The following is a 24,973-nucleotide window of genomic DNA, read 5'->3' on the forward strand; positions in this document are numbered from 1 at the left end:
TCTCGTCGGCGCGCTCTGCTATCGCCCCGGCACGCATGACCACCGCCCCTCCTCCCGACAGCCAGCTTCGCGGCTTCCTGGCGCTCCTGCCCGCGGGGTTGCGCCCCTATGCGCTGCTCGCGCGGTTCGACCGGCCGATCGGCTGGTGGCTGCTCTATTGGCCCTGCGCGTGGGGGATCGCGCTGGCGGGCGGCGCGCGCGATCACTGGCCGCTGTTCCTGTGGATGCTCGCCGGCGCGATCGCGATGCGCGGCGCGGGCTGCGTCTATAACGACATCGTCGACCGCAACCTCGACGCGAAGGTCGCGCGCACCGCGTCGCGCCCCGTCGCGAGCGGCGCGGTTTCGGTGCGCGGCGCGGCGCTGTGGATGCTCGCGCTGTCGCTCGTCGGGCTGGTCGTGCTGGTGCAACTGCCGCTGCGCGCGCAGGTCGTCGCGGTGGCGAGCCTGCTGCTCGTCGCCGCCTATCCGTTCATGAAGCGCATCACCTGGTGGCCGCAGGCGTGGCTGGGGCTGGTCTTTTCGTGGGGGGCGCTCGTCGGCTGGATCGCGGCCGGGGGCAGCGACGGCCTCGCGCTGCCGCTGCTCTATGCCGGATGCATCGCCTGGGTGATCGGTTACGACACCATCTATGCGCTCCAGGACATCGAGGACGATGCGCTGGTCGGCGTCAAGTCGAGTGCGCGCGCGCTGGGTGACCAGGTGCGCGGCGGCGTCGGCCTGTGCTATGCGACCGCGCTCGCGCTGTGGGCGGGGGCGCTGTGGATCGTGCGACCCGATCCGCTGGTCTTCGTTGCGCTGGTGCCGGTGGCGGTGCATCTGGCGGGGCAGGTGGCGACGCTCGACCCCGCGAACGGCGCCGACGCGCTCGCCAAGTTCCGCAGCAACCGCTTCGCCGGGCTGCTCGTCTTCGCCGCGATGCTGGTGGTGGGCAGCGCGCCCTGACCGATCGGCTTATTCGGCCGCGAGCAGTTCCTCGGCGCCGCCGAGGTCTACCGAGACGAGGCGGCTGACCCCGCGTTCGATCATCGTTACCCCGAACAGCCGGTGCATGCGCGCCATCGTCACCGCATTGTGGGTGACGATCAGGTAGCGCGTGTCGGTCTCGCGGCTCATCCGGTCAAGCAGGTCGCAGAAGCGCTCGATATTCGCGTCGTCGAGCGGCGCGTCGACCTCGTCGAGAACGCAGATCGGCGCCGGGTTGGTGAGGAAAAGGCCGAAGATCAATGCCACGGCGGTCAGCGCCTGCTCGCCCCCCGACAGCAGCGTCAACGTGCCGAGCCGCTTGCCCGGCGGCTGCGCCATGATCTCGAGTCCCGCTTCGAGCGGGTCGTCCGAATCGACGAGTTCGAGATGCGCCTGACCGCCGTTGAACAGGGTCGTGAACAGGCGCTGGAAATGCGCGTTCACCGCCTCGAACGCCGCGAGCAGGCGGACGCGGCCTTCGCGGTTGAGGTTGCCGATCGAGCCGCGCAGCCGGTTCACCGCCTGCTGCAGTTCCTCGATCTCGGCGACGCTCCGCTCGCGCTCGGCGTCGAGCTCGGCGAGTTCGTCGGCGGCGACGAGGTTGACCGGCCCCAGCCGCTCGCGGTCGGCGATCAGTCGGTCGTGCGCCGCCGACTCGGTGGCCGCGTCGCCGACCGCAGCGCTGTCGAAACCGGCCTTTTGCGGCAGCAGCGGCGGCGGGCATTCGAAACGCTCGCCCGACAGGCGGCCCATCTCGACGCGGCGCAGTTCGGCGTTTTCCGAGCGCGCGACCGCGCCGGCGCGCGTTTCGCGCGCCGCGGCGACGCGCTCGCGGATCGTCGTCAGCGCCGCCTCTGCCTCGCGCAGCGCTGCTTCGGCCGCCCGCTCGCGCGTCTCGGCCTCGTTGAGTTTCTCGCGCAGTTCGGCCTGCCGCGCCTCGGCAACGGCGCGGTCGGCGGCGAGCCGCTCGGGCAGGTCGACGAGCTTCGCGGCTTCGGCGGCGAGCGCATCGGCGCGCTTGTCCATGTCGGTGACGCGCCGTGCGGCCTCGCCCGCTCGCGCCTTCCAGCTCCGAATCTCGGCGCCGACCACCGCCTGCCGCTCGCTCAGCGCGGCGAGGGTGCGCTCATGCGCGGCGAGCGTGCCTTGCGCGTCGGTCGCGGTGGTGCGGGCGCGATCGGCGGTCTGCTCCACGGCATCGAGCGCCGCGCGCGCCAGCCGCTCGTCGGGCAGCGCGGTGAGCGCGGCTTCCTGTGCTGCGAGTTGTTCGGCGGCGTCCTTCGCCGCACCGGCGATCTCGGCGCGCCGGCGTTCGAACAGCGCGGCGGCGGCGTGGTGGCGGTCGAGCGCGCCCTGCGCCTGGTCGGCGGCGCGCAAGGCAGCGCGGCGCGCCTCGTCGGCGTCGGCGAGCCGCTTGCGGGCGGCCGCGGCCGCCTCGGTCCGCGCGGCGAGCGTCGCCGCCGCGGCCTCGCGGCGGTCGCGCAATTCCTGCACCCCCAGCTCGACCTGCGGGCGCTGCGCGGCGAGCGCGTCGAGGCGATTCTGGCGCATCAGCCGCTCGCTCGCGGTCGCGCCGTCGCCGCGCGTCACGAAACCGTCCCAGCGGCGCATCACCCCGCCCATCGTCACCAGCCGCTGCCCGACCGCGAGCGTCTGGCCCGCATCGTCGTCGGCGACCGCGACCTGCGCGAGACGGCGCGACAGCGCGGCGGGCGCCTCGACGAGATCGGCGAGCGCGCGGGTCCCGGCGGGAAGCGCGGGATCGTCGGCGCGCGCGTCGGCGCCGCGCCAGCTTCGCGCCGCGTCGCCGTCGGTGCCAGCGTCGAGATCGTCGCCGAGCGCCGCGGCGAGCGCGGCCTCGTAGCCCGGCGCGACCCTGATGCGGTCGAGGATGCGCATCGCATCGCTGCGCGCAGCGGCGAGCGCGCGTTCGAGCGTCGCCGCCTCGCCTTCGAGCGCGGCGAGCGCCGCGCGCGCCTCGGCGAGCGCGGCCTCGACCGCCGCGAGGTCCGCCGTCGCCGCCTCGCGGTCGGCTTCGGCGTCGCCAATCGCGGCTTCGGCTGCGGCGATCGCGGCCTCCGCCTGCTCGGCGGCCGCCGCGCTCTCCTCGACCGTCCGGGCCAGCGCCGCGCTGTCGCCGAGTGCGGCGATCTCGGCTTCGAGACGCTGCTGTTCGCCCGCGATGCGGCGCACCGCGGTTTCGGCGCCGTCGCGCGCGCTGAGCGCGATGCGGCGGTCGGCGGCTTCGCTCGCGGCGCGCGCGCGCGCCTGTGCCAGCGCCACCTCGGCATCGCGCAGCCGTGCCTGCGCCGCCTGATTCGCCTCGACGAGCGCCGCCTTGCCATTGTCATGCGCGCCGATCTGCTGCGCGAGTTGCTTCGCCTCGGTGTCGAGCGCGGTCAGCGCGGCATGGGCGTCGCGTGCCAGATCGCCCTCGCGCGCGCGATCCTCGGCGAGCCGCGCCTGCTGCGTGCCCAGGTCGTCGAGGCGCTGGCGCGCCGCGCGCTCCTCGCCGGCAAGGCGGACCTGCGTTGCGGTCGCTTCGGCAAGCGCATCGCGCTGCGCCTGCGCGTCGCCGCGCGCATCGGCGACGCGCGCGGCGACCTCTGTCTGCGCGTTCGAAACGGCTTCAAGTTCGTCCTGCGCCGCCTTCACCGCGGCCTCGGCCGCGTCGGCGTCGCGGCGCGCCTGATCGGCGGCGGCGGCGGCGTCGCGCCAGCGGGCATAGATCAGCCGCGCCTCGGCAACGCGGATTTCTTCGCTCAGCCGCTGGTATTTCTCTGCCGCGCGCGCCTGTCGGCGCAGCGCGTTCGCGCGCACCTCCATGTCGGCGACGATCTCCGACAGGCGGGTCAGGTTGGTTTCGGTCGCGCGCAGCTTCTGCTCGGCGTCCTTGCGGCGGACGTGAAGGCCGGCGATGCCCGCCGCCTCCTCCAGCATCGCGCGGCGGTCGGTCGGCTTGGCGGCGATGACGTTCGCGATCTTGCCCTGGCTGACCAGCGCCGGGCTGTGCGCCCCGGTCGCGGCATCGGCGAAGATCAGCGCGACGTCCTTGGCGCGTACGTCGCGGCCGTTGGCGCGATAGGCGCTTCCCGCGCCGCGCTCGATGCGGCGGATCACCTCCAGTTCGTGCCCGTCGGCCGCGTCGGAAAGCCCGGCGACCACCGCGCCGCCCGTATCGCAATGGATCGCGACCTCGGCGAAATCGCGCGGCGGGCGCGACGCGGTGCCGGCGAAGATGACGTCCTCCATCCCGCCGCCGCGCATCGACTTGGGGCTGGATTCGCCCATCACCCAGCGGATCGCCTCGAGCAGGTTCGACTTGCCGCAGCCGTTCGGACCGACGACGCCGGTCAGCCCCGGCTCGATGCGCAGCTCGGTGGGTTCGACGAAGCTCTTGAAACCGGTCAGGCGCAGCCGCTTTATCTGCACGGACGGTCCCCGTGCAGTCGGTCGAATCGCAGGCTGTGCAACGCTTGGGTCACATATCCCCCTTGCCCGCCGTCATGCCGCGCGGGCGGGGGAGTCGCAAGGGGGACGATTCCGCCCGCGCCGCCGGTCGCGGGGCGGGAAGCGCGACGGTCAGCGCACGCCCATCGTGCGCAGCCGGTCGCGCAGCGGGCCCCAGGCCGCGATGCCCTCGGCCAGCTGGCCGTTGATGATGAAGCTGGGGGTGCCCGAGATCCGATAGGTCTCCATCGCGGCATTGGTGCTCTGTTCGAGCTTTTCGATGTTGGGAAGGTTCGACAGGCAGGCGTTGACCTGGTCGGCGGTCATGCCGCGCGACTGGAAGAAGGTGTCGAGCTTCCACGCCTTGGCGAGCGCCGGGAAACGCTGCGCGGGGGGCAGCGACATCGCCTTTTCGCCGCCATCGGGATTGGCCTGCGCGCCCGCGAACAGATCGGCCTGCGAGGCGAAGACGTTCGCCATCAGCGGGAAATAGCGCTCGGTCGGCGCGCAGCGGATGATCGCCGCGGCCGATGCGTCGAGCGGATCGCGGATGAAGTTGCGCAGTTCCAGGCTGACGCGGCCGGTGTCGATGAAGTCGCGCTTCAGTTCCTCGTGGCTTTCCTCCGAGAAATCGGCGCAGTGCGAGCAGGTGAGCGAAGCGAATTCGATGACCTTCACCGGCGCGTCGGGATTGCCCATCAGATAGCCGCCGTCGGGGGTGACGGTGACGGTGTCGGACCAGCTCTTGCCCGCGGGCGCGGCGACCTTCGCGATCACCGCCTGCTCCTGATTCTGGTCGGTCTTGCTTTCGCCGCAGCCGGCGAGCGCGAGCGCGCCGAGCGAACAGAGCAGGGCGATGCGCAGCGGGGGAAGGGTCATCCTTTGGTCTCCGAAAAATCGTGTCGAGGCGTTCTTAAGCGCCCTTGAGCGCGAGGTCGAGGCGCGTTTTGAGCTTCGGCCAATCGCTGACCTCCGCATTCTTGCCGTTGATGAAGAAGCTCGGGGTCGCGGCGACGCGGTCGGCGTTCTGGCCGATATTGGTCATCCCCAATATCTCGGCCGACGCGACGTCGCTGTCGAGGCAGGCGTCGATCTGTGCCTTGGTGTAACCGCGGCCGCGCATCAGCGTGTCGAGCCCGGTATCGGCGGCGATGCGCCGGGTGCGTTCGCCTTCGCTGCCCTGATACCAGGGCGCGAGCTGCTCCTTGGTCATTTTCGCCGCCTTGCCGAGCCAAGTGGGCTGCGCGAGCATGATCGCCTGATGATTGCCGACGAACGCCCTGGCGCCGCCGCACCGCGCGAGCAGCGCGGCGGTCAGATCGAGCGGATCGCGCACCAGATTGCGATATTCGAACTGCACCAGCCCGGTGTCGATGTAGAGCGTCTTCAGCAGCACCGCCGACTGTTTCGCGAAATCGGCGCAATGGCTGCACGTATAGCTGAAATATTCGACCAGCTTCACCTTGGCACCGGGCTTGCCGACCAGAAGCGCGCCGATCGGGCTGGTCGAGATGGTCGCCGACCAGCGCTCAGCGGCCGGTTTCGCGGGGGCAGCCGCGACCAGCGCGGTCAGGGCGACGCCGGCGAGTGTTCCGATCGCGAGGCGGCGGGTCGATAGGGACGGGATATGTCTGGGCATGGGCGGCCGGTCCTTCGTTCAACTGATGCGGGGAAGCTTCGGCGGCGCGGCCAGCCCTGCCGCCATGCGTTCGAGCACGGTGCGCAGTTCCGGGTCGCCGATGTCGCGCAGGCTGTCCCCCAGTTCGGCGGGTACGGGCTTCAGCATGGCTGGCGGCTGAACGGGCGGCGCGGCGGGCGCGACCTGCCCGTGCGTCATCCGCACCCGCGCGATCGCGGCATAGCCGAAGAAGCGGTTGACCGCGCCGATGATGTCGGGCGCGACATGCTGGAGCATCGGGGCGTGCGCGCCGTTGATCGTCAGATGCAGCGTGCCCCCCGCCTTCTGCCCGGCGGGAAAGCGGATCATCGCGGGCTGGGTGACGTCGGCGAGGCGGTCGCCGACGATCTCGCGCCAGCGGCTGACGACCGACGACTGGATGAAGCCGAACTTGCGGAAGGCGGTGCGGCCGATTTCGGGGACGAGGTCGGCGATCGCGCGCGCTTCCCCGCCGCGCGGGCGTTCGTAGCTGCGGGCAGGCGTCTTCTTCGCCTTTGCGTCCTTCGCCTTTCGGGCGGGCGTTTCTCCGCTCTGTGCTTTCGCCATGCGCGCCGCCATGCCATAGGCGGGGGGTGAGCGTCCAGACTTCCGACAGAACCGATCGCGACAAGACTGAAGCCGCGCCCGCCGATTTCGCCGCGCGCCTGCTCGGCTGGTACGACCGCTCGGCGCGGGTGCTGCCGTGGCGCGTGCCGCCGGGAAGCGACGCGGTGCCCGATCCCTATCGCGTCTGGCTCGCCGAGGTCATGCTCCAGCAGACGACGGTCGCGGCGGTGGCAGGCTATTTCGAGCGCTTCACCACGCGCTGGCCGACGGTCGCCGATCTGGCCGCAGCCGCCGACGCCGACGTCATGGCGGCGTGGGCGGGGCTCGGCTATTATGCGCGCGCGCGCAACCTGCTCGCCTGCGCGCGCGCGGTGGTCGCCGAGCACGGCGGGCAATTTCCCGACAGCGAAGCCGACCTGCGCGCGCTCCCCGGCATCGGCGACTATACGGCGGCGTCGGTCGCGGCGATCGCCTTCGGACGGCGCGCGGTGGTGATCGACGCCAATATCGAGCGGGTGATCACGCGCCATCGGCTGATCGAGACCCCGCTGCCCGCCGCCAAGCGCGCCATCCGCACCGCGCTCGAACCGCTGGTGCCCGCCGACCGGCCGGGCGATTTCGCGCAGGCGCTGATGGACCTGGGTGCAGGCATCTGCACGCCGCGCGGCCCCGCCTGCGCGATCTGCCCGCTGATGGCCGATTGCCGCGCGCGCGGCCGTGCCGACATCGAGCGGCTGCCGGTCAAGCCCGCGAAGAAGGCGAAGCCGCAGCGCCATGGCATCGCCTGGTGGATCGAGGACAAGGGCCGCATCTGGCTGGTCCGCCGGCCGGGCAAGGGGATGCTCGGCGGCATGCGCGCGCTGCCCGGCGGCGAGTGGAGCGCGATACCGCCCGCCGAGTCGGGGGTCGCCGAGGTCGATCATGGCTTCACGCATTTCGATCTGCGGCTGACGCTGATGCCCGGCGAAGCCGCGCTTGCCGCAGGGGAAGGCGAATGGTGGCCGCTTTCGGCGCTTGACGAGGCCGGGCTGCCGACGCTCTATCGCAAGCTCGTCGACCAGATGCGGGAGAAGGACGGATGAACATGATGGTGTCGCGCCGGGCGCTGCTCGGCGGCCTGGCGTTCGGCGGCGCGGCGACGCTGCTGCCGCGCAGCGCCCTTGCATGGAAAGCCGACGGCGCGGCGCTCTATCCCGCGACCGACGCCTTCGTCACGGGCTTCGTCGAGCGTGGGCAGCTCGCCGGCACGCTTGCCTGTATCGGCAAGGGGCAGGCGGCGGCGGTCAGCTTCGGCGCCGGGCGGCAGGCGATGGATTCGAGCAAGCCCGTCGGTCCCGACACGCTGTGGCGCCTCTATTCGATGACCAAGCCGGTCACCGCGATGGCGGCGATGCTGCTGATCGAGGAAGGCCGGCTCGGCCTCGACCAGCCGATCGCCGACATATTGCCCGCCTTCGCGAACATGACGGTGCAGAATACGCCCGATGGCTCGATCACCGACGTGCGTCCGGCCAAGGGACCGATCACGGTGCGCCAGCTGCTCACTCACACCGCCGGGCTCGGCTACAACATCATCCAGAAGGGGCCGCTGCGCGACGCCTATAACGAGGCCGGACTGGTCGGCGGGCAGGTCAGCCGCCTGCCGATCCCCGGCCTGCCACCAATCACGCCCGCGCCCAGCCTCGCGGCCTTCGCCGACCGGCTCGCGAAGCTGCCGCTCGTCTACGAACCCGGCACGCGCTGGAGCTATTCGGTCGGGCTCGACCTGATGGGGCGGGTGATCGAGGTGGCGGCGGGCCAGCCGTTCGACGCCTTTCTGAAGGCGCGGCTGTTCGACCCGCTGGGGATGACCAGCACCTTCTTCCAGGTGCCGGCGAGCGAGGTGGGACGGCTGTCGACCAATTATTTCCCGATGGGGCCGGTGCTGCTGCCGGTCGATCCGGCGACCAGCTCGATCTATCTCGATCCGCCGCCGATGCCCTATGGCGGCGGCGGCCTGGTTTCGAGCGCGCGCGATTACGACCGCTTCCTCGCCATGCTGCTCGGCGAGGGCGAGACCGGCGGGGTGCGGATCATGAAGCCCGAAACCGCGCGGCTAGCGATGTCGAACCTGCTGACCGATTCGGTCGACCGCAAGGGCACGTTCATCGAGGGCGAAGGCTTCGGCGCGGGCGGGCGCGTCTCGCTCGCCGATTCGCCCACCGGCGAGGGCGTCTATGGCTGGGGCGGCGCGGCGGGGACGATCGGCTTCGTCGACCGCGCCCGCGGCTACCGCGTCGGCGGCTACACCCAATATATGCCGGCCGAGGCGCTGCCCTTTCAGGCGAAGTTCGGCGAGGCTTTCTACAAGGACGCGCTGCGCTGATGCCGGCGCCGCTCGGCTTCACCGGGGCGTGGCTCGACCGCGCCGACCAGCTTCGCACCGACCCGGAGGCCTTCGCCGCCGCAAAGGCCGATCCGCGCGCGCGCTGCCTGACGCTCGACGGCATCGATTTCGTGCCCGGCGACGATGGCACGGGCCTGCGCTGGGAACTGCTCGACCCCGCCGACGCACGCGCGCCGATGCTGCTGGGACGCGACGAGCGCGGCATTCCCTATTTCGTCCGCGAACCGCACCCGGCGCAGCGCATCGACGCGCGCTCGCGCACCGTGATGCGGCTGCTGCCGCTGCTCAGCGCGCAGGACCTCGCGCTTTACGGCGGCGCGCGCAGCCTCGTCGACTGGCACGCGCGGCATCGGTTCTGCGCCACCTGCGGGTCGCCGACCGAGCTGTTCCGTGCCGGCTGGGGGCGCCGCTGCGGCCAGTGCCGCGCCGAGCATTTTCCGCGCGTCGACCCGGTGGTGATCATGCTCGCCGAATATGACGGGCGCGTGCTCGTCGGGCGCCAGCGGCAGTTCGCGCCGGGGATGTTCTCGGCGCTCGCGGGATTCGTCGAGCCCGGCGAATCGCTCGAGGAGGCGGTGGCGCGCGAATTGTTCGAGGAAGCGGGAATCCGCGTGTCGGACGTCGCCTATGTGGCGAGCCAGCCCTGGCCTTTCCCTTCGTCGCTGATGATCGGATGCCGCGCGCGCGCCGAGGGCAGCGCGCTGACGCTCGACGAGACTGAGATAGAGGCGGCGATCTGGGTCGATCGCGCCGAGGTGCGCGCGGCGCTGGCGGGCGACATGGACGCCCCCTTCCTTGCGCCGCCGCCGCTGGCGATCGCGCGCCACCTGCTGGAGGACTGGGCGGCGTAGGAAGCGCGCGTCGGCGCTAGACTCTGATGACTTTGGATTGACCCCCTTCGTCATTGCGAGCGGAGCGAAGCAATCCAGAGCGGTTTGCGCACACTCTGGATCGACGCGTCACTTCGCTCCTCGCGGGTGACGATTCCAACTCATGTCGTCATGCTCCAGGTCGTAGTTTCACCGCGTTTTCCGGGTCGTCATGCGGTTCCGCCCGACTTGAAACCGCTCTATGCGCCCGGTGCCCAGCCGCTCGCCGCGAGGAAGGCGGCGGGGTCGCGCATCTCGATGATCTCGCGCAGCGCCTGCGTCTTGTCGGGCGCGCGGTCGTAATAGGCCCGGACGATGCGGTAACCCGCCCAATAGCCGAGGTCGCCGGGCCATTCGCCATCGCCCTGCTGGTTGTAGAGCCAGCGCGAACCGAGCGCCTTTTCGTCCTTTTCGGCGAGGAAGGCGGTTTCGAGCTCCGTCGTTCGTTCCGCCGCCCATTGGTGGAGCAGCGGATAGGCGACCGATCCGGTCATCCGCTCGGTGACGAATTCGGCGGCGCCTTCGACCAGCGCGGCGTGGAGGACAGTGGCATTCTCGTCATCGACCTGCGCGAGCGGCTGCTGCACATGCGCATATTCGTGCGCGATGACATGTACCATGCGATCCTCGTCGTCGGCCTCGATGAATTTCGCCGCGCACAGCATTTCGAGGCCGATATAGAGCCCCTTCGCATTCGCTGTTCCCGCGCTCGACGCGCGGCCGATGGCGATGGTGATCGGCGGGAAGACCGCCTTCGGATAGAGCGCCGCGAGCCGGTCGGTCGCCGCGACCAGACGGCCGCGAACCTTGTCCAGCTTCGCCGCGCAGCCGCGCGCGTCGCGATAGACGGCTGGCTTGGCGCGCAGCGCCGCCGCCAGCCGGTCGGGCGTGATCCGGCGCAGCGCCATGAATTCGACGAGACCGGGCGACGGCGTGGCGAGGTAGCGCGCCGCGAGCGCATCGGGGTCCGCCGCCAGCGCCGGGTCGTCATAGAGCGCGAAGAAGCGGTCGACGTCGCTCGTCACGATGGCGACGCGCGAGCTGTCCCGCGCTTCCTGCGCCATCGCGCCACCGCCGGCCGCGGCGAACGTCGCCGCGGCCAGCAGGGCGAGGCGGCGCATCACGCCTTCGTCTCCGCGATATATTCGTCGACATTCTGCGCGAGCACGTCGAGCGGGACATTACCGCCTTCGAGCACGACATTGTCGAAGTCGCGCAGGTCGTAGCGCGCGCCGAGGGCGGCCTGCGCGCGGTTGCGCTGGCGGTTGATCTCGCTGTGTCCGACCTTGTAGCCGCACGCCTGCCCGACCCAGCTGCAATAGCGGTCGACCTCGCTCGCGACCTCGAGCGGGTTCGACCCGTTGCGCTCGACGAAGAACTGCACCCCCTGCTCGCGCGTCCAGCGCTTGGTGTGGATGCCGGTATCGACGACGAGGCGGCAAGCGCGGAAAGCGATCGACTGGAGATAGCCGAGGCGCCCGACCGGGAAATCGTCGTAGAGGCCGAGCTCGTCGGCGAGCTGTTCGGCATAGAGGCCCCAGCCTTCCGAATAGGCGTTGAAGGCGAGCATCGAACGGATCAGCGGCATCTGGTTCGCATATTCGCCCTGCCACGCATGGCCGGGAATCGCCTCGTGCATCGCGAGGTCGGGCAGCGAATATTTGCTGTGCAGGTCAGTCGTGCGCAGGTTGATCCACATCCGCCCCGGCGTCGAACCGTCGATCGACCCCGCGCCGCCATAGGCAGCGGGCGCGCCGGGCTCTTCCTCGGGCGGCAGACGCTTCACCTCGACATTGCCCTTGGCGAGGGTGCGGAAGGCGCGCGGCAGTTCGGCGCGAATCCGGTCGAGCCACGTCTGGATATAGGCGACGACCTCGGCGCGGCCCTGATCATTGTCGGGGAATTTATACGCCGGGTCTTTCGCGAGTGCGTTCATCCGGTCGCCGACCGAACCCTGCGTATAGCCGAGCTGCTTGAGAATGGGGTCCATCCGCCCGTGCAGCTCGGCGAGCTGCTCGACCCCCATGTGGTGAATTTCCTCGGGCGTCATCCGCGTCGTCGTCGAGGCGCGCAGCGCCCAGGCGTAGAATTCGTCGCCGCCGGGGCGCGCCCAGATGCCGGCGTCCATCGTCGCCTTCGTGCGCTGCGCCTGCAATTCGGCAAGCTGGCGTTCGAGCGCGGCGACGACCGGCCCCGTGGCGATGGCCCCGGCGCGCCGGCCCCAGTCGCCCGCGATCTTCGCCTCCGCGGTGCGGCGGACGAGGCTGTCGACCAGCCCGCCGCCGCCGCGGGCGCCAGCGAGGCTCGCCTCCATCTGCCTGATCGCCTTGTCGAGCAGGAAGGCGGGCGCGACCACGCCCTGCGCGCCCGTGGCCTTCAGCCGCTCCGTCTCGCCGTCGAGCACGCCGGGATAGGCGTTGAGTCGGGCCAGATAGGCCTCGGCGTCGGCGGCGCTTTTGACCGGATGGTCGCTATCGAGGAATTTCGGGATATCGAGATAGGCGCCGACATTCTGGATCACGACATAGGGGGTGTTGCGCCATCCGCCGACCGACACGTCGCCATAGGGCAGCGCGAAGCCGTCGAGCGCGACGCCATAGGCGCTTTCGATCACCGCCAGGCTGGTGCGCGTGCCATGGTCGAGCTTGCTCCTGTCGACCGCGCGGACGCGCGCGAGATCGGCCTTGAGCGTGTCGGCGAGCGCCTGTTGTCCCGCCGCCGAGCGGTCGGCGAGCTGCGCGCGCAGCGCGGCGCGCGCGCCGGTGTCGATGCCGAGGCTCGTCGCGCTTTCGGGCGACCGGGCGAGCAGATTGTCGGCGATCGAGTCGAGCAGCGCCTGCGCGCCGTCCTGCTGCGGAGCGGCTGCCGCCAGCGCGGGCGCGCGCGCGGCCAGCGCGAGGCTCGCGGTTCCGGCGCCGAGCGCGGCGAGCGTCCGGCGGCGGCTGATCGAAGTGGACAGTCTGTCGTGCACGTGCGGGCTCCCCGTTTGTTTCCTGTGAAACCTGTCTGGAGCCGCGGCGCGCGGGGGTCAATGAAAAGGGGCCGGGAACGGCGCTGCGTTCCGGCCCCTTCGTCGAAGAAAATCGACCGTCCGTCAGTCGGTCAGGTCGGCGGGCACCTTGCCGCCGTTCGCGGCGAGTTCGCGCATCACCGCCTTGTGCAGCCAAATGTTCATCTCGGCGCTGCCGTTGAGTTCGCCGGTATAGCCGAGCTCCTGCGCAAGCGCCTTGCGGTTGTCGAGGCTCGAATCGATGCCGAGCAGTTTCATCAGGTCGACGATCGAGGTGCGCCAGTTGAGCGGCTGGCCTGCCTTCGCGGCCTCGGCCGACAGGATCGCCTCGACATCGACCTCGCTGACGGCGGTCGACGCGGCGGCCATGGCGCTCGACGCGGCCTCGACCGCCGCGCCGATCGGAAGCGCCGACGGGGTGGCGGGAGCGGGCTCGGCGGCCTCCGCCTTCTTGCCGAAAATCGCGTCCTTGATGCTGCTGAAAATACCCATTTTGCAATGCTCCCACTCGTTGAGACGGCCTAACCCCGCGGCCGGGGCAGTCGCAGGGCCGCAGGATAGGATTAGGCACGGCGAAATGACAGCAGAATGAACGGCTCGCCCCACGCCGGTGCGCTGCTATAAGAACCCGCATCGGCGCTTTTCGATCCGCGCCTTGTGGGAGATTGACGACATGAACCTCAGCGACATCCTCGGTCAGGCCGGCGGCATCGAATCGATGGCGAAGGAACTGGGCGTTTCGCCCGCGATCGCGCAGCAGGGCGCCGAAGCGCTGCTGCCCGCGATCCTCGGCGGCTTCCAGAAGCAGGCACAGGGCGGCGGCGAGGGACTGGGCGGGCTGATCGCCGAGCTGGGCGGCGGCGGCCTGCTCGACGCGGTGCTCGGGTCGCAGCCGACCCCGGTCGGGCAGGGCAACGACATATTGGGCCAGATCTTCGGGTCGAAGGATGTCAGCCGCACCGTCGCCGGTCATGCCGCCGGGCAGACCGGGCTCGACGCCGGGCTGCTCAAGAAGATGCTGCCGCTGCTCGCGATGCTGGTCGCCGGCGCGATGGCGAAGGGTGACACCAAGGACGGCGGCGGAGTCGACGGCGGCGGTCTGGGCGACCTGATCGGCGGCGCGCTGGGCGGCGCTGCGGGCGGATCGGGCGGCGGCGGGCTGGGTGGCCTGTTGGGCGGCATGCTCGGCGGTGGCGGCGGATCGGGCGCGCTGGGCAGCCTCGGCAAGCTGATCGACCGCAACGGCGACGGCAACCCGCTCGACGACATCCTCGGCATGGCCGGGAAGCTGAAGGGGTAGCCGGATTCCCGATCCGGGCGGGCAGCCTTTATCGCGGTCCGGGCGAGGGCAGCGGTTCTTCGTTCGGATCGTTCGGGGTCGGTGCTGCGGGCGCGGGCGCGACGCCGCTGGCCTGGCGTTCGAGCTCCTCGGCGGCGCGCTGGCGTTCCTCGAGCGCCTTTTCCTCGGCGACGACCGCCGCCTCGACCTCGTCCGCCGCGGCGTCGATGCCGGCGATGCGCTTGGCGCGTTCGTCGGCGATCATCGTCTGCCAGTCGGTCTTGTCGGCGGCGCGGCGCTCGGCCTTGGCGCCGGCGACAAGCTGCTGGGTGCAGCCGGTGAAGCCGCCGAGGCCGGTGGGCGAGCAGCTGTCGGTGCCGAAACGGCCGACGCGTTCGAGCGCGACCACCTTGTTCGCCCACGCCTCGTTGCGCGGGTCGAGCGGGCTGCCGCCGCGGAAGATCTGCGGGACGCGGTAGCGCTCGGTTTCGGGCAGGCGGCTGCACACGACGATCTCGTCGGGGCTGCTCTGCTCGCACTTGTCGTCGCCATAGACGATGACCTGGTTGATCTTTTCGCCGTCGACGACGGTTTCCTGCGCCTGCGCGGGCGCCGCGGCCGCGCCGGCGGCAAGGATCAGCGCGAAGAGGGGGAGGCGGGTCATCGGTTTTCCTTCATCTGTCCGGACGGACTGCCATGGATAGCCTGCATGCGGCCTGAACGCCACCGCCGGGCACCGCGTCAGATGCGCTTCGCCAGTGCGATGGCGGCGCGGCAGCCGGCACGGATCGCGAAGCTGAGCAGCGGATAGCCCGGCGCGCTTTCGGCGCCCGCGGCGAGCGCGGCATCGCGGTGCTCCAGCTCTTCGGCACGGAACTCGGCGACCGCGTCGCCCAGTTCGGGGTCGCTGTCGCCCAGCTCGGCGATCTGGTCGCGATAGTGGCGGTCGATCTCGGTCTCCACCGCCGCGGTGCAGGCCATCGCCGCGCGCGGCCCCAGCGCGGCGGTCGCGGCGCCGAGCGCGAAGCCCGCGACGTTCCACAGCGGCTGAAGCGCGGTCGGTCGCACGCCGCGGCGAGCGATCAGCCCGTCGAAGAAGGCGCGGTGCCGCTCCTCCTGCTCCGCCATATGCGCGATCTCGCGCGCCATCGGATGCCGGTCGCCCATCACCGCGAGCTGGCCGGCGTAGATGCGCGTCGCACCATATTCGCCCGCCTGGTCGACCCGGATCATCGACGCCGTCTTTCGGTCCGCCTTCATCATGCCGCCGATGTGGGCCGGCGGCGCAGCAAGGTCAAGACGAGCGCCGCGGCGGCGAAGGAGAAGATCGCGTTGAACCCCGCGAGCGAGACGCCGAACAGCGTCCATTGCGGCACGTCGCAGCGGGTGATCGGCGCCGCCAGGATGCTGTCGAGCGAGACGGGGCCGGTCGCCGCGGTGCTGCACGTCGTCAGCCCTTCCCAAAGGCCGTATTCGACCCCGGCGTGGAAGACGCCGATCGCGCCGCTGACCGCGATGGCGACGGCGGAAAGCAGCGTCAGCGCGCGCATCGCGGCGTCGCTGCGGCGCAGCAGCAGCGCGAGCGCCGCCAGCACCATCGCCACCTGGTGCGGCCAGCGCTGCCAATAGCACATCTCGCACGGGTGGAGGCCGAAGCCATATTGCGACACCAGCGCGCCGCCATAAAGGAGCAGCGGCGCGATCAGCGCGAGGAGCGGCGCGGCGTAGCGGTTGTTCGGCATGGCTGGCCCCCCGATTTCGGATCAGTTGCGCCGCGCCGGCCGGGCGGCGGGCGCCTTGCCCTGCGCCATCTGCGGCGTCGCCGGGCCGATGCGGCCGATCGTCTGCAGCGCATAGTGGAGCTGATAATCCTCGATGCCCTTCGCCTTCAGCTCCTCGGCGGTCGCGGCGAAGCGCGGATCATCCTTTTCGTCCTTTTCGAGCAGACCGTCGTCGACCTTCTTCTCGTTGATCAGGTGGCGGCGCAGGTCGCTTTCGCGGAAGCGTGGGCGGTTCTTGTAATCGGGGTCCGAAAGCTGCGGCACGCGGATGTCGGGCTCGATGCCGCCTTCCTGCACGCTGCGCCCCGACGGCGTGTAATAGCGCGCGGTGGTCAGGCGCAGCGCGGTCGTGTCGGTCAGCGGCAGCACCGTCTGCACCGATCCCTTGCCGAAGCTGCGCTCGCCCATGACGAGCGCGCGGTGCTGGTCCTGCAGCGCGCCCGCGACGATCTCCGACGCCGAGGCGGAGCCCGCGTCGATCAGCACGATCACCGGCGCGCCCTGCGCGAGGTCGCCCGGCTCGGCGAAATAGCGTTCGATGTCGCTCTTCTTGCGGCCGCGCTGCGACACGATCTCGCCGCGTTCGAGGAAGATGTCGCTGATCCCGACCGCCTCGTCGAGCAGCCCGCCGGGGTTCGAGCGCAGGTCGAGCACCCAGCCGCGCGGCTTGCGGCCCAGCGATTTCTCGACCGCGAGCATCGCCGCCTTGAGGTCGCGGGTCGCATCGGTCGAGAAGTTGGTGACGGTCAGCACCCCGACGTCGTCCTTCACCTCCCACTTCACGGGTTTCAGGTCGATGATCTCGCGCGTCAGCGTCAGCTCCATCGGCTTGTCCTGCCCCTCGCGCACCACGGTGATCTCGATCTGGGTGCCGGGGCGGCCGCGCATCTGTTCGACCGCCTCGTCGAGCGTCAGGCCGAAGATCAGTTCCTTGTTGATGTGCGTGATATAGTCGCCGGCCTTGATCCCGGCACGCGCGGCGGGCGTGTCGGCGGTCGGCGCGATCACCTTCACCACGCCGTCCTCCATCGTCACCGACAGACCAAGGCCGCCATATTCGCCATCGGTCTGGGTGCGAAGGTTGGAGAAGCCGCGCGCATCGAGATAGCCCGAGTGCGGATCGAGGCTGGCAAGCATACCGTTGATCGCACCCTCGATCAGCTTGTCGTCGCTGACCGGCTCGACATAGTTGGATTTCACTTCGAGGAAGACGTCCATGAAGCGGGCAATCTCTTCCTGCGTCGAGGCGTCGACGCTCGCCATCGCGCCGGTGGCGAGCGGGACGAGCGCCAGCGTGCTGAGCGCGGCCGCCCCCTGCCACAGGGCGAAGCGGCGCCGGGGGGAGGGAGAAGGCTTGGTCGATTCGGTCATGGTCGTCTTTCAATCGCGCAGGCGTGACTTTGCCTTATAATGGCCGCGGCGCCATCCGCCTATGCCTTTCTGGAGGCGATGCGCGGTCACCCGATCATCGCGACGATGTCGACCGGGCGCCCGGCGCGGCGCAGCTCCACGGTGATGCGGGCGTCGTCGGACCCGGCGCGGCCGACCGGCGCCCCGGCGCCCAGCGTATCGCCGACGCCGACCGACAGCGCGATCATCCCGGTGATCAGCGAGGTCCAGCCGCCGCCGTGATCGATGATGACGATCTTGCCATAGCCCTTGTAGTCGCCGGCGAAGCCGACATGCCCCGCGGCGGGCGCGACGACCTGTCCGCCGGGCTGCGCCGCGATGGTCAGCCCGCGCGAGCGGACGCCGCTGTCATTGACCTCGCCCAGCCCCGCGACGATGCGGCCGACGACGGGCAGGCGATAAGCGCCGTCGCTCAGCGAGGCATCGCTGGCAGGCGGCGGTGCGGCGGCCGGAGCGGCGCTTGCCGGGTCGCGCGGACGCGGCAGGGGGCCGGCCAGCTGCGCCAGCTCGGCGCGCACCAGCCCGTCGGCTTCGAGCGCGTCCATCAGTTCGACGATATCGCGTGCCTTCTCGCCCAGCCCGAGCGCGCGGTCGGCCTCCAGCCGTGCGCTGCTCATCAGGTCGCGCGCGTGGAGCCGGCCCTCGTTCTCGAGCCGCGTCAGTTCGTCGCGGCGCGTCGCGAGCTGCGCCCGGCTTTCGGAGAGCGTGTCGAGCGCGATGCGCTGCTGGCGCCGCGTCGTCTGAAGATCCGCCAGTTCGTGCCGCACCCCGGCGGTGCGGCGGCGGATCACCGGCATCACCGCGTCGAGCACCGCGCGTGCGTGGACCATGTCGGTCAGCGATCCGGGCTGCGCGAGGACGCTCACCGGCGGCTGGCGCGAAAGCTGCTGCAAGGTGGCGGTCAGTTCGAGCAGCGGCTGCTGTTGTTCGGCGAGGCGCGCCTGCCGCTCTGCGAGGCGGCGGCCGACAAGCGCGACGCGCGCTTCGCCGGCGCTGATGTCGGCCTCTGCCGACTGGATGCGCGCGGCGAGCGCCGCGCTGCGCTTCTTCAGGCGGTCGGCCTCGCTCCGCGCGGCGCGTGCCTGCGCCTCGAGCGCGTTGCTGCGCGCCATCGCGTCGGCCGATTGCTGCTTCGCGGTCACGAGCTGCTGCCGTTCGTGCGCGACGAGCGCCTGCGGATCGAAGACATCGCCCTGCGCAAGAGCCAGCGCGCCTCCCGCGATCGCGGCGCAGCCTGCGGCCAGCGCGATCGTCCGCCTCATTGCCGGCCCTCGCGATGATAGGGGTGGCCCGCGACGATGCTGGTCGCGCGCCACAATTGCTCGGCGAGCATCGCGCGCGCCATCAGGTGCGGCCAGGTCGCGCGGCCGAAGGCGATTACCCTGTCGGCGCCCTGCCGCTCCGCGGGCGTGAAGCCGTCGGCGGCGCCGAGGCAGAAGCGCGCCTCGCGCACCCCGCCGTCGCGCCATGTTTCGAGCAGCCGCGCGAATTCGAGCGACGCCATCTGTTCGCCGCCCTCGTCGAGCAGCACGGTGCGGCTGCCCGCGGCGACGGCGGGCATGCGGCCGCCGGTGTCTGGCAGTTCCGAAATCCGGTGCGGCCAGGTCAGGCGCTTCATGTAACGCTCGACCAGTTCGGCCTCGGGCCCGCGCCCGATGCGCCCGCGCGCGATGATGTGCAGCAGCATGGCGTTATCGTTCACCTTCGGTGAAAGCGGCACCAACCCGCTCCCCTCCCAGCCTCCCTGACGATCAAGGCCCATGGGAGGCCGGGAGGGGAGCGGGCTGGTGCCGTCCCCGTTCGGACTTTAGGCCGAACGGAACAAAAGGGTCAATTCGCGGCGGCGGCGGGCGGGGCGTCGCCGAACGACCACATGCGTTCGAGGTTGTAGAAGCTCCGCACCTCCGGCCGGAACAGGTGGACGATCACGTCGCCGGCGTCGATCAGCACCCAGTCGGCGTTGGGCAGTCCCTCGACGCGGACGGTGCGGCCCGCTTCCTGCTTGATGCGCTGCGCCAGCTTGTCGGCGATCGCCGAGACGTGGCGCGTCGAACGGCCGCTGGCGATCACCATATGGTCGGCGATGCTGCTCTTGCCGGCAAGCGGGATGGAGATGGTATCCTGGGCCTGGTCCTCTTCGAGCTGGTGGAGGATCAGGGCGTGGAGCGCGTCCACGCTGTCGCCCGAAGGCTGGGGAGCGGGTGCGGCGCCGGGCGCGGCATCCTTGCTGGCGGCTATCAAGCGGTTCCTTTCCTTTCGGAGACCCCGAGGCGCGAACGGGTGATCGGGTCGCGCGGGGCGCGGCCTTCATGACGTTCGAACCAGCGGGGGTCGGCCTGCCGTATCGCAGTTGCGGATCGCACATCGGGCGAAAATCGCAGGAACACGAGGGCAGGCGGTCTCCAGTCCGTCCAATGAAGCTTCTGGCCTGCGGGCCGGACGAAGCGCCGCAGCCAGCCCATCGCCTGCGCGGCGTGGGTGCGGCCATTATAGCCCGGGCGCGCGATCACCGCAATCGGCATCAGTCGCGCGATGTCGCGCCAGTCGCGCCAGCGGGGCAACTGGGCCAGATTGTCGGCCCCCATGATCCAGATGAAGCGCCGGTTCGGATAGCGGCGGACGAGCTTTCGGAGCGTGTCGACGGTGTAGCGCGTGCCGAGTTCGGCCTCGAGTCCGGTGGCGCGGATCGGCGAGCGCCGCGCCATGCGCTGCGCCGAGGCGAGGCGGGCCGGAAGCGGCGCCATGCCCTTCGCGTCCTTCAGCGGATTGCCGGGCGACACCAGCCACCACAGGTCGTCGAGCCCGAGCGCGTCGATAGCGTTCAGGCTGATCGCGCGATGTCCGCCGTGCGCGGGATTGAAGCTGCCGCCGAGAAGGCCGGTGCGGATCATGGGCGTTCGCCCGCCGTCTCAACGATCGGTAGGCTGTAGCAATAGCGAGGCGAAGCGCCTGCCGGGCCGTCGACAGCTTTTAGGAAACCCAGTTCCAAGAGGGCTTCTTCAAAGCTTGAACCCGTCTTCGCAACGGCCCCTTCATAACGATCGAGGCAAGCATTCTGAAAAGGAGTCGAAGCGATACAGGCGCGAAGAAAGGATGCTTGGAAGTGCCCCAATGCTCTTGACGTCTGGCTGATTTTATAGCCTCGCATCGCCAACCGATCAGGCGCGACGGATCGGAAAAATCCCAAAACCTCTGCGGGATTTCGATAGACCGGATCCGATTTGCTCCGTGTTGTTTGATGGTCAATTCTGACTTTGCCGCCGATTATCGTCTCACAGGCAGAATAGTTCAGAACAGTAGATGCCATGGTTCGGCTCGGTATATGTTTAAGGTCCCGATGGCGTTGAACTTCATCTACAAGACCCGCAAAAATCAGGCGTTTTCGTTCCTCTATCATCTTCTTGTTACTGGTGAACGATATACTCACCATGTCTCTGCCAATTAGCCAGCAGAAGGGCGTCACCGCGACGACAAAGATCAGCAGGATAGAACAGGAAAATGAATGCGGCCGCTTTATCAAGGCCGCACCTGTCCCGTCCCCCGCACCAGCCATTTATAGGTGGTGAGGCCTTCGAGCGCCACCGGCCCCCTTGCGTGGAGCCGCCCCGTCGCGATGCCGATTTCGGCGCCAAGGCCGAATTCGCCGCCGTCGGCGAACTGGGTCGAGGCATTGTGCATGACGATCGCGCTGTCGACTGCGGACAGGAAGCGCTCGGCGGTTGGCGCGTCCTCGGTGACGATCGCGTCGGTGTGATGGCTCGAATGCGCGTCGATATGCGCGAGCGCGCCGTCGAGGCCGTCGACCGTCGCGATAGAGACGATCGCGTCGAGATATTCGCAGTCCCAGTCGCTGTCCCCCGCGCGCGCGATATGGGGGCTCAGCGCCGCGATGCGGGCGTCGCCGCGCACCTCGCAGCCCGCGCGGACCAGCGCGTCGACGATGGCGAGCGGCGCCGGATAGGCGCGGTCGATCAGGATCGTCTCGGTCGCGCCGCAGATGCCGGTGCGGCGCATCTTGGCGTTGACCGCCAGCTCGACCGCCTGCGCCGGATCGGCGGCGGCGTCGATGTAGAGATGGTTGATCCCGTCGAGGTGGGCGAGGACGGGGACGCGCGCCTCGTCCTGCACGCGGGCGACGAGTCCCTTGCCGCCGCGCGGGATGATGATGTCGATCAGCCCCTGCGCGCGCAGCAGCGCGCCGACCGCCGCACGGTCCTGCGTCGGGACGAGCTGCACTGCGTCTTCGGGCAGGCCGCTTTCGGCGAGGCCGGCGGCGAGCGCCGCATGAATTGCGCGGTTCGAATGCGCCGCCTCGCTGCCCCCGCGCAGGATCACGGCATTGCCCGCCATCAGGCCGAGCGCGGCGGCGTCGGCGGTGACGTTGGGGCGGCTTTCATAGATGATGCCGACGACCCCCAGCGGCACGCGCACCCGGCTGAGCACCAGCCCGTTGGGCCGCTCGGCGCGGTCGATCTCGGCGCCGACCGGGTCGGGCAGCGCGGCCACCGCCTCGACCGCGTCGGCGATTCCGCCGAGCCGCGCGGCGTCGAGCCGCAGCCGGTCGAGCATCGCCGGGCCGAGACCGCCCGCCGTGCCCGCCGCCATGTCGCGCGCATTGGCGTCGAGGATCGCGGGGGCCTGCGCGCGCAATTGCCGCGCGGCGGCGCGCAGCGCGGCCGCCTTGGCGCCGGTCGTCGCGGCGGCGAGCCGCTTCGCCGCAGCGCGCGCGCGCGCGCCCAGGGTGGCGACCAGCGCGTCGGCATCGGCAAAGGGCGGGGATTTCGGGGCTTCGGCGGTCATCGCGCGGCTCCTATCACGCTTTGGCGCGGCGGCGAAAGCCCCGTTGCGCCGCCCGCCTGCGCTGCTACGAAGGCGCGATGAGCGGGGATATCGAAGGCATCGGGGCGGCGGTGACGGCGGGGCTGGCGAGCCGCGCGATCGAGCCGCGGCACGGCGGCGCAGGCGGCGGTCACGAAGGCACGCGCTGCCTCAATTGCGGCACGACGCTCGTCGGGTCGCATTGCCATCGCTGCGGGCAGAAGGCCGACGTCCACCGCAGCTTCGGCGCGATCGGGCACGACCTCGTCCACGCCATCTTTCATTTCGAGGGCAAGCTGTGGAATACGCTGCCTTTGCTCGCCTGGCGGCCGGGCGACCTGACGCGCCGCTATATCCACGGCGAGCGCGCGCGCTTCATCTCGCCGCTCGCGCTGTTCCTGTTCGCGGTCTTCCTGACCTATGCGGTGCTGTCGATGGTCGGCGCGGGCGGCGGCGTCGGCGAAGAGATCGCGCGCGCGGCCGCCGAACAGACGCGCTCCAACGCGATCCGTTCGAGCCTGCAGGACGAGGTCGAACGGGTCGAGACGCGCCTCACGGACAAGAGCTTGCCCGCCGCCGAACGGCGGAAGTTGGAGAGCGAACGCGACACGCTCCAGAAAAGCGCCGACTATCTGGGCGTGGCGCGCAGCCTGACCCGCGAGGAGCGCGCGGCCGGCCCGCCCGTCCTCGCCGATCCGGTGCAGCAGGTCGCGACCAGCGCCAGTTTCGCGACGCGCACGAAGGCCGATACCGGGATTCCCGCCATCGATCACGGCCTGGATAAGGCGATCGCGAACCCTGGACTGCTCTTCTACAAATTGCAGGCCAATGCTTACAAGTTCGCCTGGGCGCTGATCCCGCTGTCGCTGCCCTTCATGTGGACGCTGTTCCCGTTCAGCCGCCGCTTCCACATGTACGATCATTTCGTCTTCGTGACCTATTCGATCAGCTTCGTGCTGCTGCTGTTCGTCGTCGTGCGGCTGCTCAACCTGACGCTGATCGGCGAGGTCGCGACGCTCGGCGCGATGCTCTATCTGCCCTTCCACATGTACCGGCAGCTTCGCGGCGCCTATCGCCTGCCGACCGCCGGTGCGCTCCTGCGCACGGCGCTGCTGCTCTTCTTCAGCTTGTTCGCGGCAATCAACTTCATTTTACTGCTGCTCGCGCTCGGGCTGATGGGCTAGGATCGGGGCATGGAGAATGAGGACAGCAGCGCGTCGGACCTGATCGACGCCCGGATCGACGCCCGGATCGCCGCCCTCGGCGGCTGGCGCGGCGCTGGCGCGCATGCGCGCCCTGATCGCCGAAGCAGAGCCCGAGGTGGTCGAAACGGTGAAATGGCGCAAGCCGTCGAACCCGCTCGGGGTACCGGTCTGGGAGCGCGGCGGCATCCTGTGCACCGGTGAAGTCTATAAGGACAAGGTCAAGCTGACCTTCGCGAAGGGGGCATCGCTCGACGATCCGGCGCGGCTGTTCAACGCCAGCCTCGACGGCAACACGCGCCGCGCGATCGACCTGTTCGAGGGCGATTCGATCGACGCGGCGGCGTTCAGGGCGCTGGTGCGCGAGGCCGTGGCCGCCAATGCGGCGAAGAAACCGCGGGGGTGATAGTCGACCGGTGGGCAAGGCCCTGACTTCGATGGCTCTGGATTGACCGGTTCGTCATTGCGAGCGGCGAAGCCGCGCGGCAATGACGAGGCCTTCCAACCGCGTCTAGCTATACGGCGGCGCGTCCTCGAACTCGGCGAACCACGGATAGTCGTTCGCGACGCTGGCGGTGAAGTTCGGCGGGCGCTTTTCGAGGAAGCTGGTCACGCCTTCGGCCGCGTCGGGGCTGCGGCCGCGCGCGAAGATGGCGCGGCTGTCCCAGCGGTGCGCGCTCATCGGATGCGGCGCGCCGAGCATGCGCCACAGCATATGGCGGGTCAGCGCGACCGACACCGGCGCACTGTCGGCGGTCATCTCGCGCGCCTTGGCGATCGCGGCGTCGATCAGGTCGCCGGGCGCGTGGACCGACTGGACCAGCCCTTTTTCCCGCGCCTCCGCGGCACCGATCAGCCGCCCCGAAAAGCACCAGTCGACCGCGGTCTGGATGCCGACGAGGCGCGGCAGGAACCAGCTCGACGCGGCTTCGGGGACGATGCCGCGCCGCGCGAAGACGAAGCCGTAGCGCGCCGTCTCGCTGGCGAGGCGCGCATCCATCGCCAGCGTCATCGTCGCGCCGATGCCGACCGCGGCGCCGTTGATCGCGCCGAGCACCGGCTTCCTGCTGTCGAAGATGCGCATCGACACGCGCCCGCCCGAATCGCGGATCAGCGGGTGCGACCAATCGATCGTGCCGTCTTCGGCGACCGGGCTTGCCGCTACCCCGTCGGGCAGCGTCGCCGCCTTGTCGGTGCGCTTGTCGTAATCGAAGGTCGCGGCCCCCTGGCCAAGGTCGGCCCCCGCGCAATAGGCGCGGTCGCCCGACCCGGTGAAGATCACCGCGCGCACCGCGTCGTCGGCGTCGCACTCGTCGAGCGCGGCGACGATCTCCAGCATCATCTGGGTGGTGAAGGCGTTCATCCGGTCGGGCCGGTGCAGCGTCAGCAGCGCGATGCCGTCCTGCTTGTCGAGGCGAATCTGGTCGAAGCTCATATCACTCTCCTTGGGGCTCGGGACATGGTTGCAAGCGGGACGGGTGAAGGCAAGCGCTAGTTGACGTGGACGTAAGCGTAAACCCGTGCAGCCTGCCTGCGCGGCCGGTTCGGGACCGGGCTCATCCTTTTCTTCGACAAGGAA

General features: G+C 70.2%; 25 protein-coding genes. 7 read left to right on the top strand and 18 right to left on the bottom strand.

From position 1 onward, the window contains the following. Positions 1 to 35 precede the first annotated feature (35 nt). Positions 36 to 944, top strand: a complete 909-nt coding sequence (ubiA, locus tag AC2S9W_RS05430) for a 4-hydroxybenzoate octaprenyltransferase (protein ID WP_076073603.1) — start codon at positions 36 to 38, stop codon at positions 942 to 944. A 9-nt stretch (positions 945 to 953) separates the two neighbouring features. On the opposite strand, the gene smc is transcribed toward ubiA, so the two are convergent. The 4 genes from smc to AC2S9W_RS05450 all read right to left on the bottom strand — a co-directional run bounded on the left by smc (position 954) and on the right by AC2S9W_RS05450 (position 6,639). Next, complete coding sequence (gene smc / locus AC2S9W_RS05435) at positions 954 to 4,397, bottom strand: chromosome segregation protein SMC (protein ID WP_076073606.1); 3,444 nt, start codon at positions 4,395 to 4,397, stop codon at positions 954 to 956. A 150-nt stretch (positions 4,398 to 4,547) separates the two neighbouring features. Beyond that, positions 4,548 to 5,294, bottom strand: a complete 747-nt coding sequence (locus AC2S9W_RS05440) for a thioredoxin domain-containing protein (RefSeq protein WP_067113556.1) — start codon at positions 5,292 to 5,294, stop codon at positions 4,548 to 4,550. Between the two features lie 34 nt (positions 5,295 to 5,328). Next, positions 5,329 to 6,054 (bottom strand): DsbA family protein, encoded by a 726-nt coding sequence (locus AC2S9W_RS05445; RefSeq protein ID WP_076073608.1) that lies wholly within the window; start codon positions 6,052 to 6,054, stop codon positions 5,329 to 5,331. Between the two features lie 18 nt (positions 6,055 to 6,072). Further along, on the bottom strand, positions 6,073 to 6,639 hold the full coding sequence (locus AC2S9W_RS05450) for a DUF721 domain-containing protein (protein WP_486571717.1): 567 nt from the start codon (positions 6,637 to 6,639) through the stop codon (positions 6,073 to 6,075). 26 nt (positions 6,640 to 6,665) lie between these two features. Between AC2S9W_RS05450 and AC2S9W_RS05455 the strand changes: the two genes are divergently transcribed. From AC2S9W_RS05455 to nudC, 3 genes are read left to right on the top strand one after another with little or no spacing between them, the layout of a single operon-like run. Further along, the gene (locus tag AC2S9W_RS05455; protein WP_442800476.1) at positions 6,666 to 7,721 is read left to right on the top strand and encodes an A/G-specific adenine glycosylase; all 1,056 of its coding nucleotides are present in this window, start codon (positions 6,666 to 6,668) and stop codon (positions 7,719 to 7,721) included. Further along, the gene (locus AC2S9W_RS05460; RefSeq protein WP_076073612.1) at positions 7,718 to 9,004 is read left to right on the top strand and encodes a serine hydrolase domain-containing protein; all 1,287 of its coding nucleotides are present in this window, start codon (positions 7,718 to 7,720) and stop codon (positions 9,002 to 9,004) included. Before AC2S9W_RS05455 ends, AC2S9W_RS05460 begins: the two co-directional genes overlap by 4 nt. Then, positions 9,004 to 9,876 (top strand): NAD(+) diphosphatase, encoded by an 873-nt coding sequence (gene nudC, locus AC2S9W_RS05465; protein WP_076073615.1) that lies wholly within the window; start codon positions 9,004 to 9,006, stop codon positions 9,874 to 9,876. The genes AC2S9W_RS05460 and nudC overlap by 1 nt, the downstream gene beginning before the upstream one ends. 218 nt (positions 9,877 to 10,094) lie before the next feature. Here the strand turns inward: nudC and AC2S9W_RS05470 are convergent, their stop codons facing one another. The 3 genes from AC2S9W_RS05470 to AC2S9W_RS05480 all read right to left on the bottom strand — a co-directional run bounded on the left by AC2S9W_RS05470 (position 10,095) and on the right by AC2S9W_RS05480 (position 13,396). Next, complete coding sequence (locus AC2S9W_RS05470; protein ID WP_104959279.1) at positions 10,095 to 11,015, bottom strand: DUF2268 domain-containing putative Zn-dependent protease; 921 nt, start codon at positions 11,013 to 11,015, stop codon at positions 10,095 to 10,097. Continuing rightward, positions 11,015 to 12,865 (bottom strand): DUF885 domain-containing protein, encoded by a 1,851-nt coding sequence (locus AC2S9W_RS05475; RefSeq protein ID WP_076073617.1) that lies wholly within the window; start codon positions 12,863 to 12,865, stop codon positions 11,015 to 11,017. The genes AC2S9W_RS05470 and AC2S9W_RS05475 overlap by 1 nt, the downstream gene beginning before the upstream one ends. Positions 12,866 to 12,988: 123 nt before the next feature. Further along, entirely contained in the window at positions 12,989 to 13,396 is a 408-nt protein-coding gene (locus tag AC2S9W_RS05480) for a DUF3597 domain-containing protein (RefSeq protein ID WP_067112792.1), read from the bottom strand. A gap of 118 nt (positions 13,397 to 13,514) precedes the next feature. Here AC2S9W_RS05480 and AC2S9W_RS05485 point away from each other — a divergent pair, with 118 nt between their 5' ends. Continuing rightward, positions 13,515 to 14,204: a DUF937 domain-containing protein gene (locus tag AC2S9W_RS05485; protein ID WP_486571718.1), complete on the top strand. Its 690-nt coding sequence runs from the start codon at positions 13,515 to 13,517 to the stop codon at positions 14,202 to 14,204. A gap of 28 nt (positions 14,205 to 14,232) precedes the next feature. Here AC2S9W_RS05485 and AC2S9W_RS05490 read toward each other — a convergent pair whose 3' ends face one another. From AC2S9W_RS05490 to AC2S9W_RS05535, 10 genes are all read right to left on the bottom strand, one after another. Beyond that, positions 14,233 to 14,847 carry a hypothetical protein gene (locus AC2S9W_RS05490; protein WP_076073622.1) on the bottom strand — a complete coding sequence of 205 codons (615 nt, stop codon included), beginning with the start codon at positions 14,845 to 14,847 and terminating at the stop codon, positions 14,233 to 14,235. Between the two features lie 77 nt (positions 14,848 to 14,924). After that, entirely contained in the window at positions 14,925 to 15,416 is a 492-nt protein-coding gene (locus AC2S9W_RS05495; protein ID WP_199775047.1) for a demethoxyubiquinone hydroxylase family protein, read from the bottom strand. Positions 15,417 to 15,442: 26 nt separating this feature from the next. Then, the gene (locus AC2S9W_RS05500) at positions 15,443 to 15,925 is read right to left on the bottom strand and encodes a disulfide bond formation protein B (protein WP_067112779.1); all 483 of its coding nucleotides are present in this window, start codon (positions 15,923 to 15,925) and stop codon (positions 15,443 to 15,445) included. Positions 15,926 to 15,946: 21 nt separating this feature from the next. Next, positions 15,947 to 17,335: a S41 family peptidase gene (locus AC2S9W_RS05505; protein WP_486571719.1), complete on the bottom strand. Its 1,389-nt coding sequence runs from the start codon at positions 17,333 to 17,335 to the stop codon at positions 15,947 to 15,949. 86 nt (positions 17,336 to 17,421) lie between these two features. Beyond that, the gene (locus AC2S9W_RS05510) at positions 17,422 to 18,636 is read right to left on the bottom strand and encodes a murein hydrolase activator EnvC family protein (RefSeq protein WP_076073627.1); all 1,215 of its coding nucleotides are present in this window, start codon (positions 18,634 to 18,636) and stop codon (positions 17,422 to 17,424) included. Beyond that, on the bottom strand, positions 18,633 to 19,061 hold the full coding sequence (locus AC2S9W_RS05515) for a 23S rRNA (pseudouridine(1915)-N(3))-methyltransferase RlmH (RefSeq protein ID WP_076073630.1): 429 nt from the start codon (positions 19,059 to 19,061) through the stop codon (positions 18,633 to 18,635). The genes AC2S9W_RS05510 and AC2S9W_RS05515 overlap by 4 nt, the downstream gene beginning before the upstream one ends. A gap of 143 nt (positions 19,062 to 19,204) precedes the next feature. Then, a complete protein-coding gene (gene rsfS, locus AC2S9W_RS05520; RefSeq protein WP_104959280.1) occupies positions 19,205 to 19,615 on the bottom strand; it encodes a ribosome silencing factor in 411 nt (136 codons plus the stop codon). Beyond that, positions 19,612 to 20,265, bottom strand: coding sequence for a nicotinate-nucleotide adenylyltransferase (locus AC2S9W_RS05525; RefSeq protein ID WP_076073633.1), 654 nt, complete (start codon positions 20,263 to 20,265; stop codon positions 19,612 to 19,614). Before AC2S9W_RS05525 ends, rsfS begins: the two co-directional genes overlap by 4 nt. Next, positions 20,262 to 20,804: a hypothetical protein gene (locus AC2S9W_RS05530; RefSeq protein WP_486571720.1), complete on the bottom strand. Its 543-nt coding sequence runs from the start codon at positions 20,802 to 20,804 to the stop codon at positions 20,262 to 20,264. Before AC2S9W_RS05530 ends, AC2S9W_RS05525 begins: the two co-directional genes overlap by 4 nt. Positions 20,805 to 20,890: 86 nt before the next feature. After that, complete coding sequence (locus AC2S9W_RS05535; RefSeq protein ID WP_104959281.1) at positions 20,891 to 22,174, bottom strand: glutamate-5-semialdehyde dehydrogenase; 1,284 nt, start codon at positions 22,172 to 22,174, stop codon at positions 20,891 to 20,893. Between the two features lie 77 nt (positions 22,175 to 22,251). Between AC2S9W_RS05535 and AC2S9W_RS05540 the strand changes: the two genes are divergently transcribed. After that, positions 22,252 to 23,376, top strand: a complete 1,125-nt coding sequence (locus AC2S9W_RS05540) for a DUF3667 domain-containing protein (protein ID WP_076073638.1) — start codon at positions 22,252 to 22,254, stop codon at positions 23,374 to 23,376. A gap of 103 nt (positions 23,377 to 23,479) precedes the next feature. Continuing rightward, the gene (locus tag AC2S9W_RS05545; RefSeq protein ID WP_156482931.1) at positions 23,480 to 23,800 is read left to right on the top strand and encodes a DUF1801 domain-containing protein; all 321 of its coding nucleotides are present in this window, start codon (positions 23,480 to 23,482) and stop codon (positions 23,798 to 23,800) included. Positions 23,801 to 23,905: 105 nt separating this feature from the next. Here AC2S9W_RS05545 and AC2S9W_RS05550 read toward each other — a convergent pair whose 3' ends face one another. Continuing rightward, positions 23,906 to 24,829, bottom strand: coding sequence for a crotonase/enoyl-CoA hydratase family protein (locus AC2S9W_RS05550; protein WP_076073643.1), 924 nt, complete (start codon positions 24,827 to 24,829; stop codon positions 23,906 to 23,908). Between the last annotated feature and the right edge of the window lie 144 nt (positions 24,830 to 24,973).

The organism is Sphingopyxis sp. 550B (genome assembly GCF_057401805.1).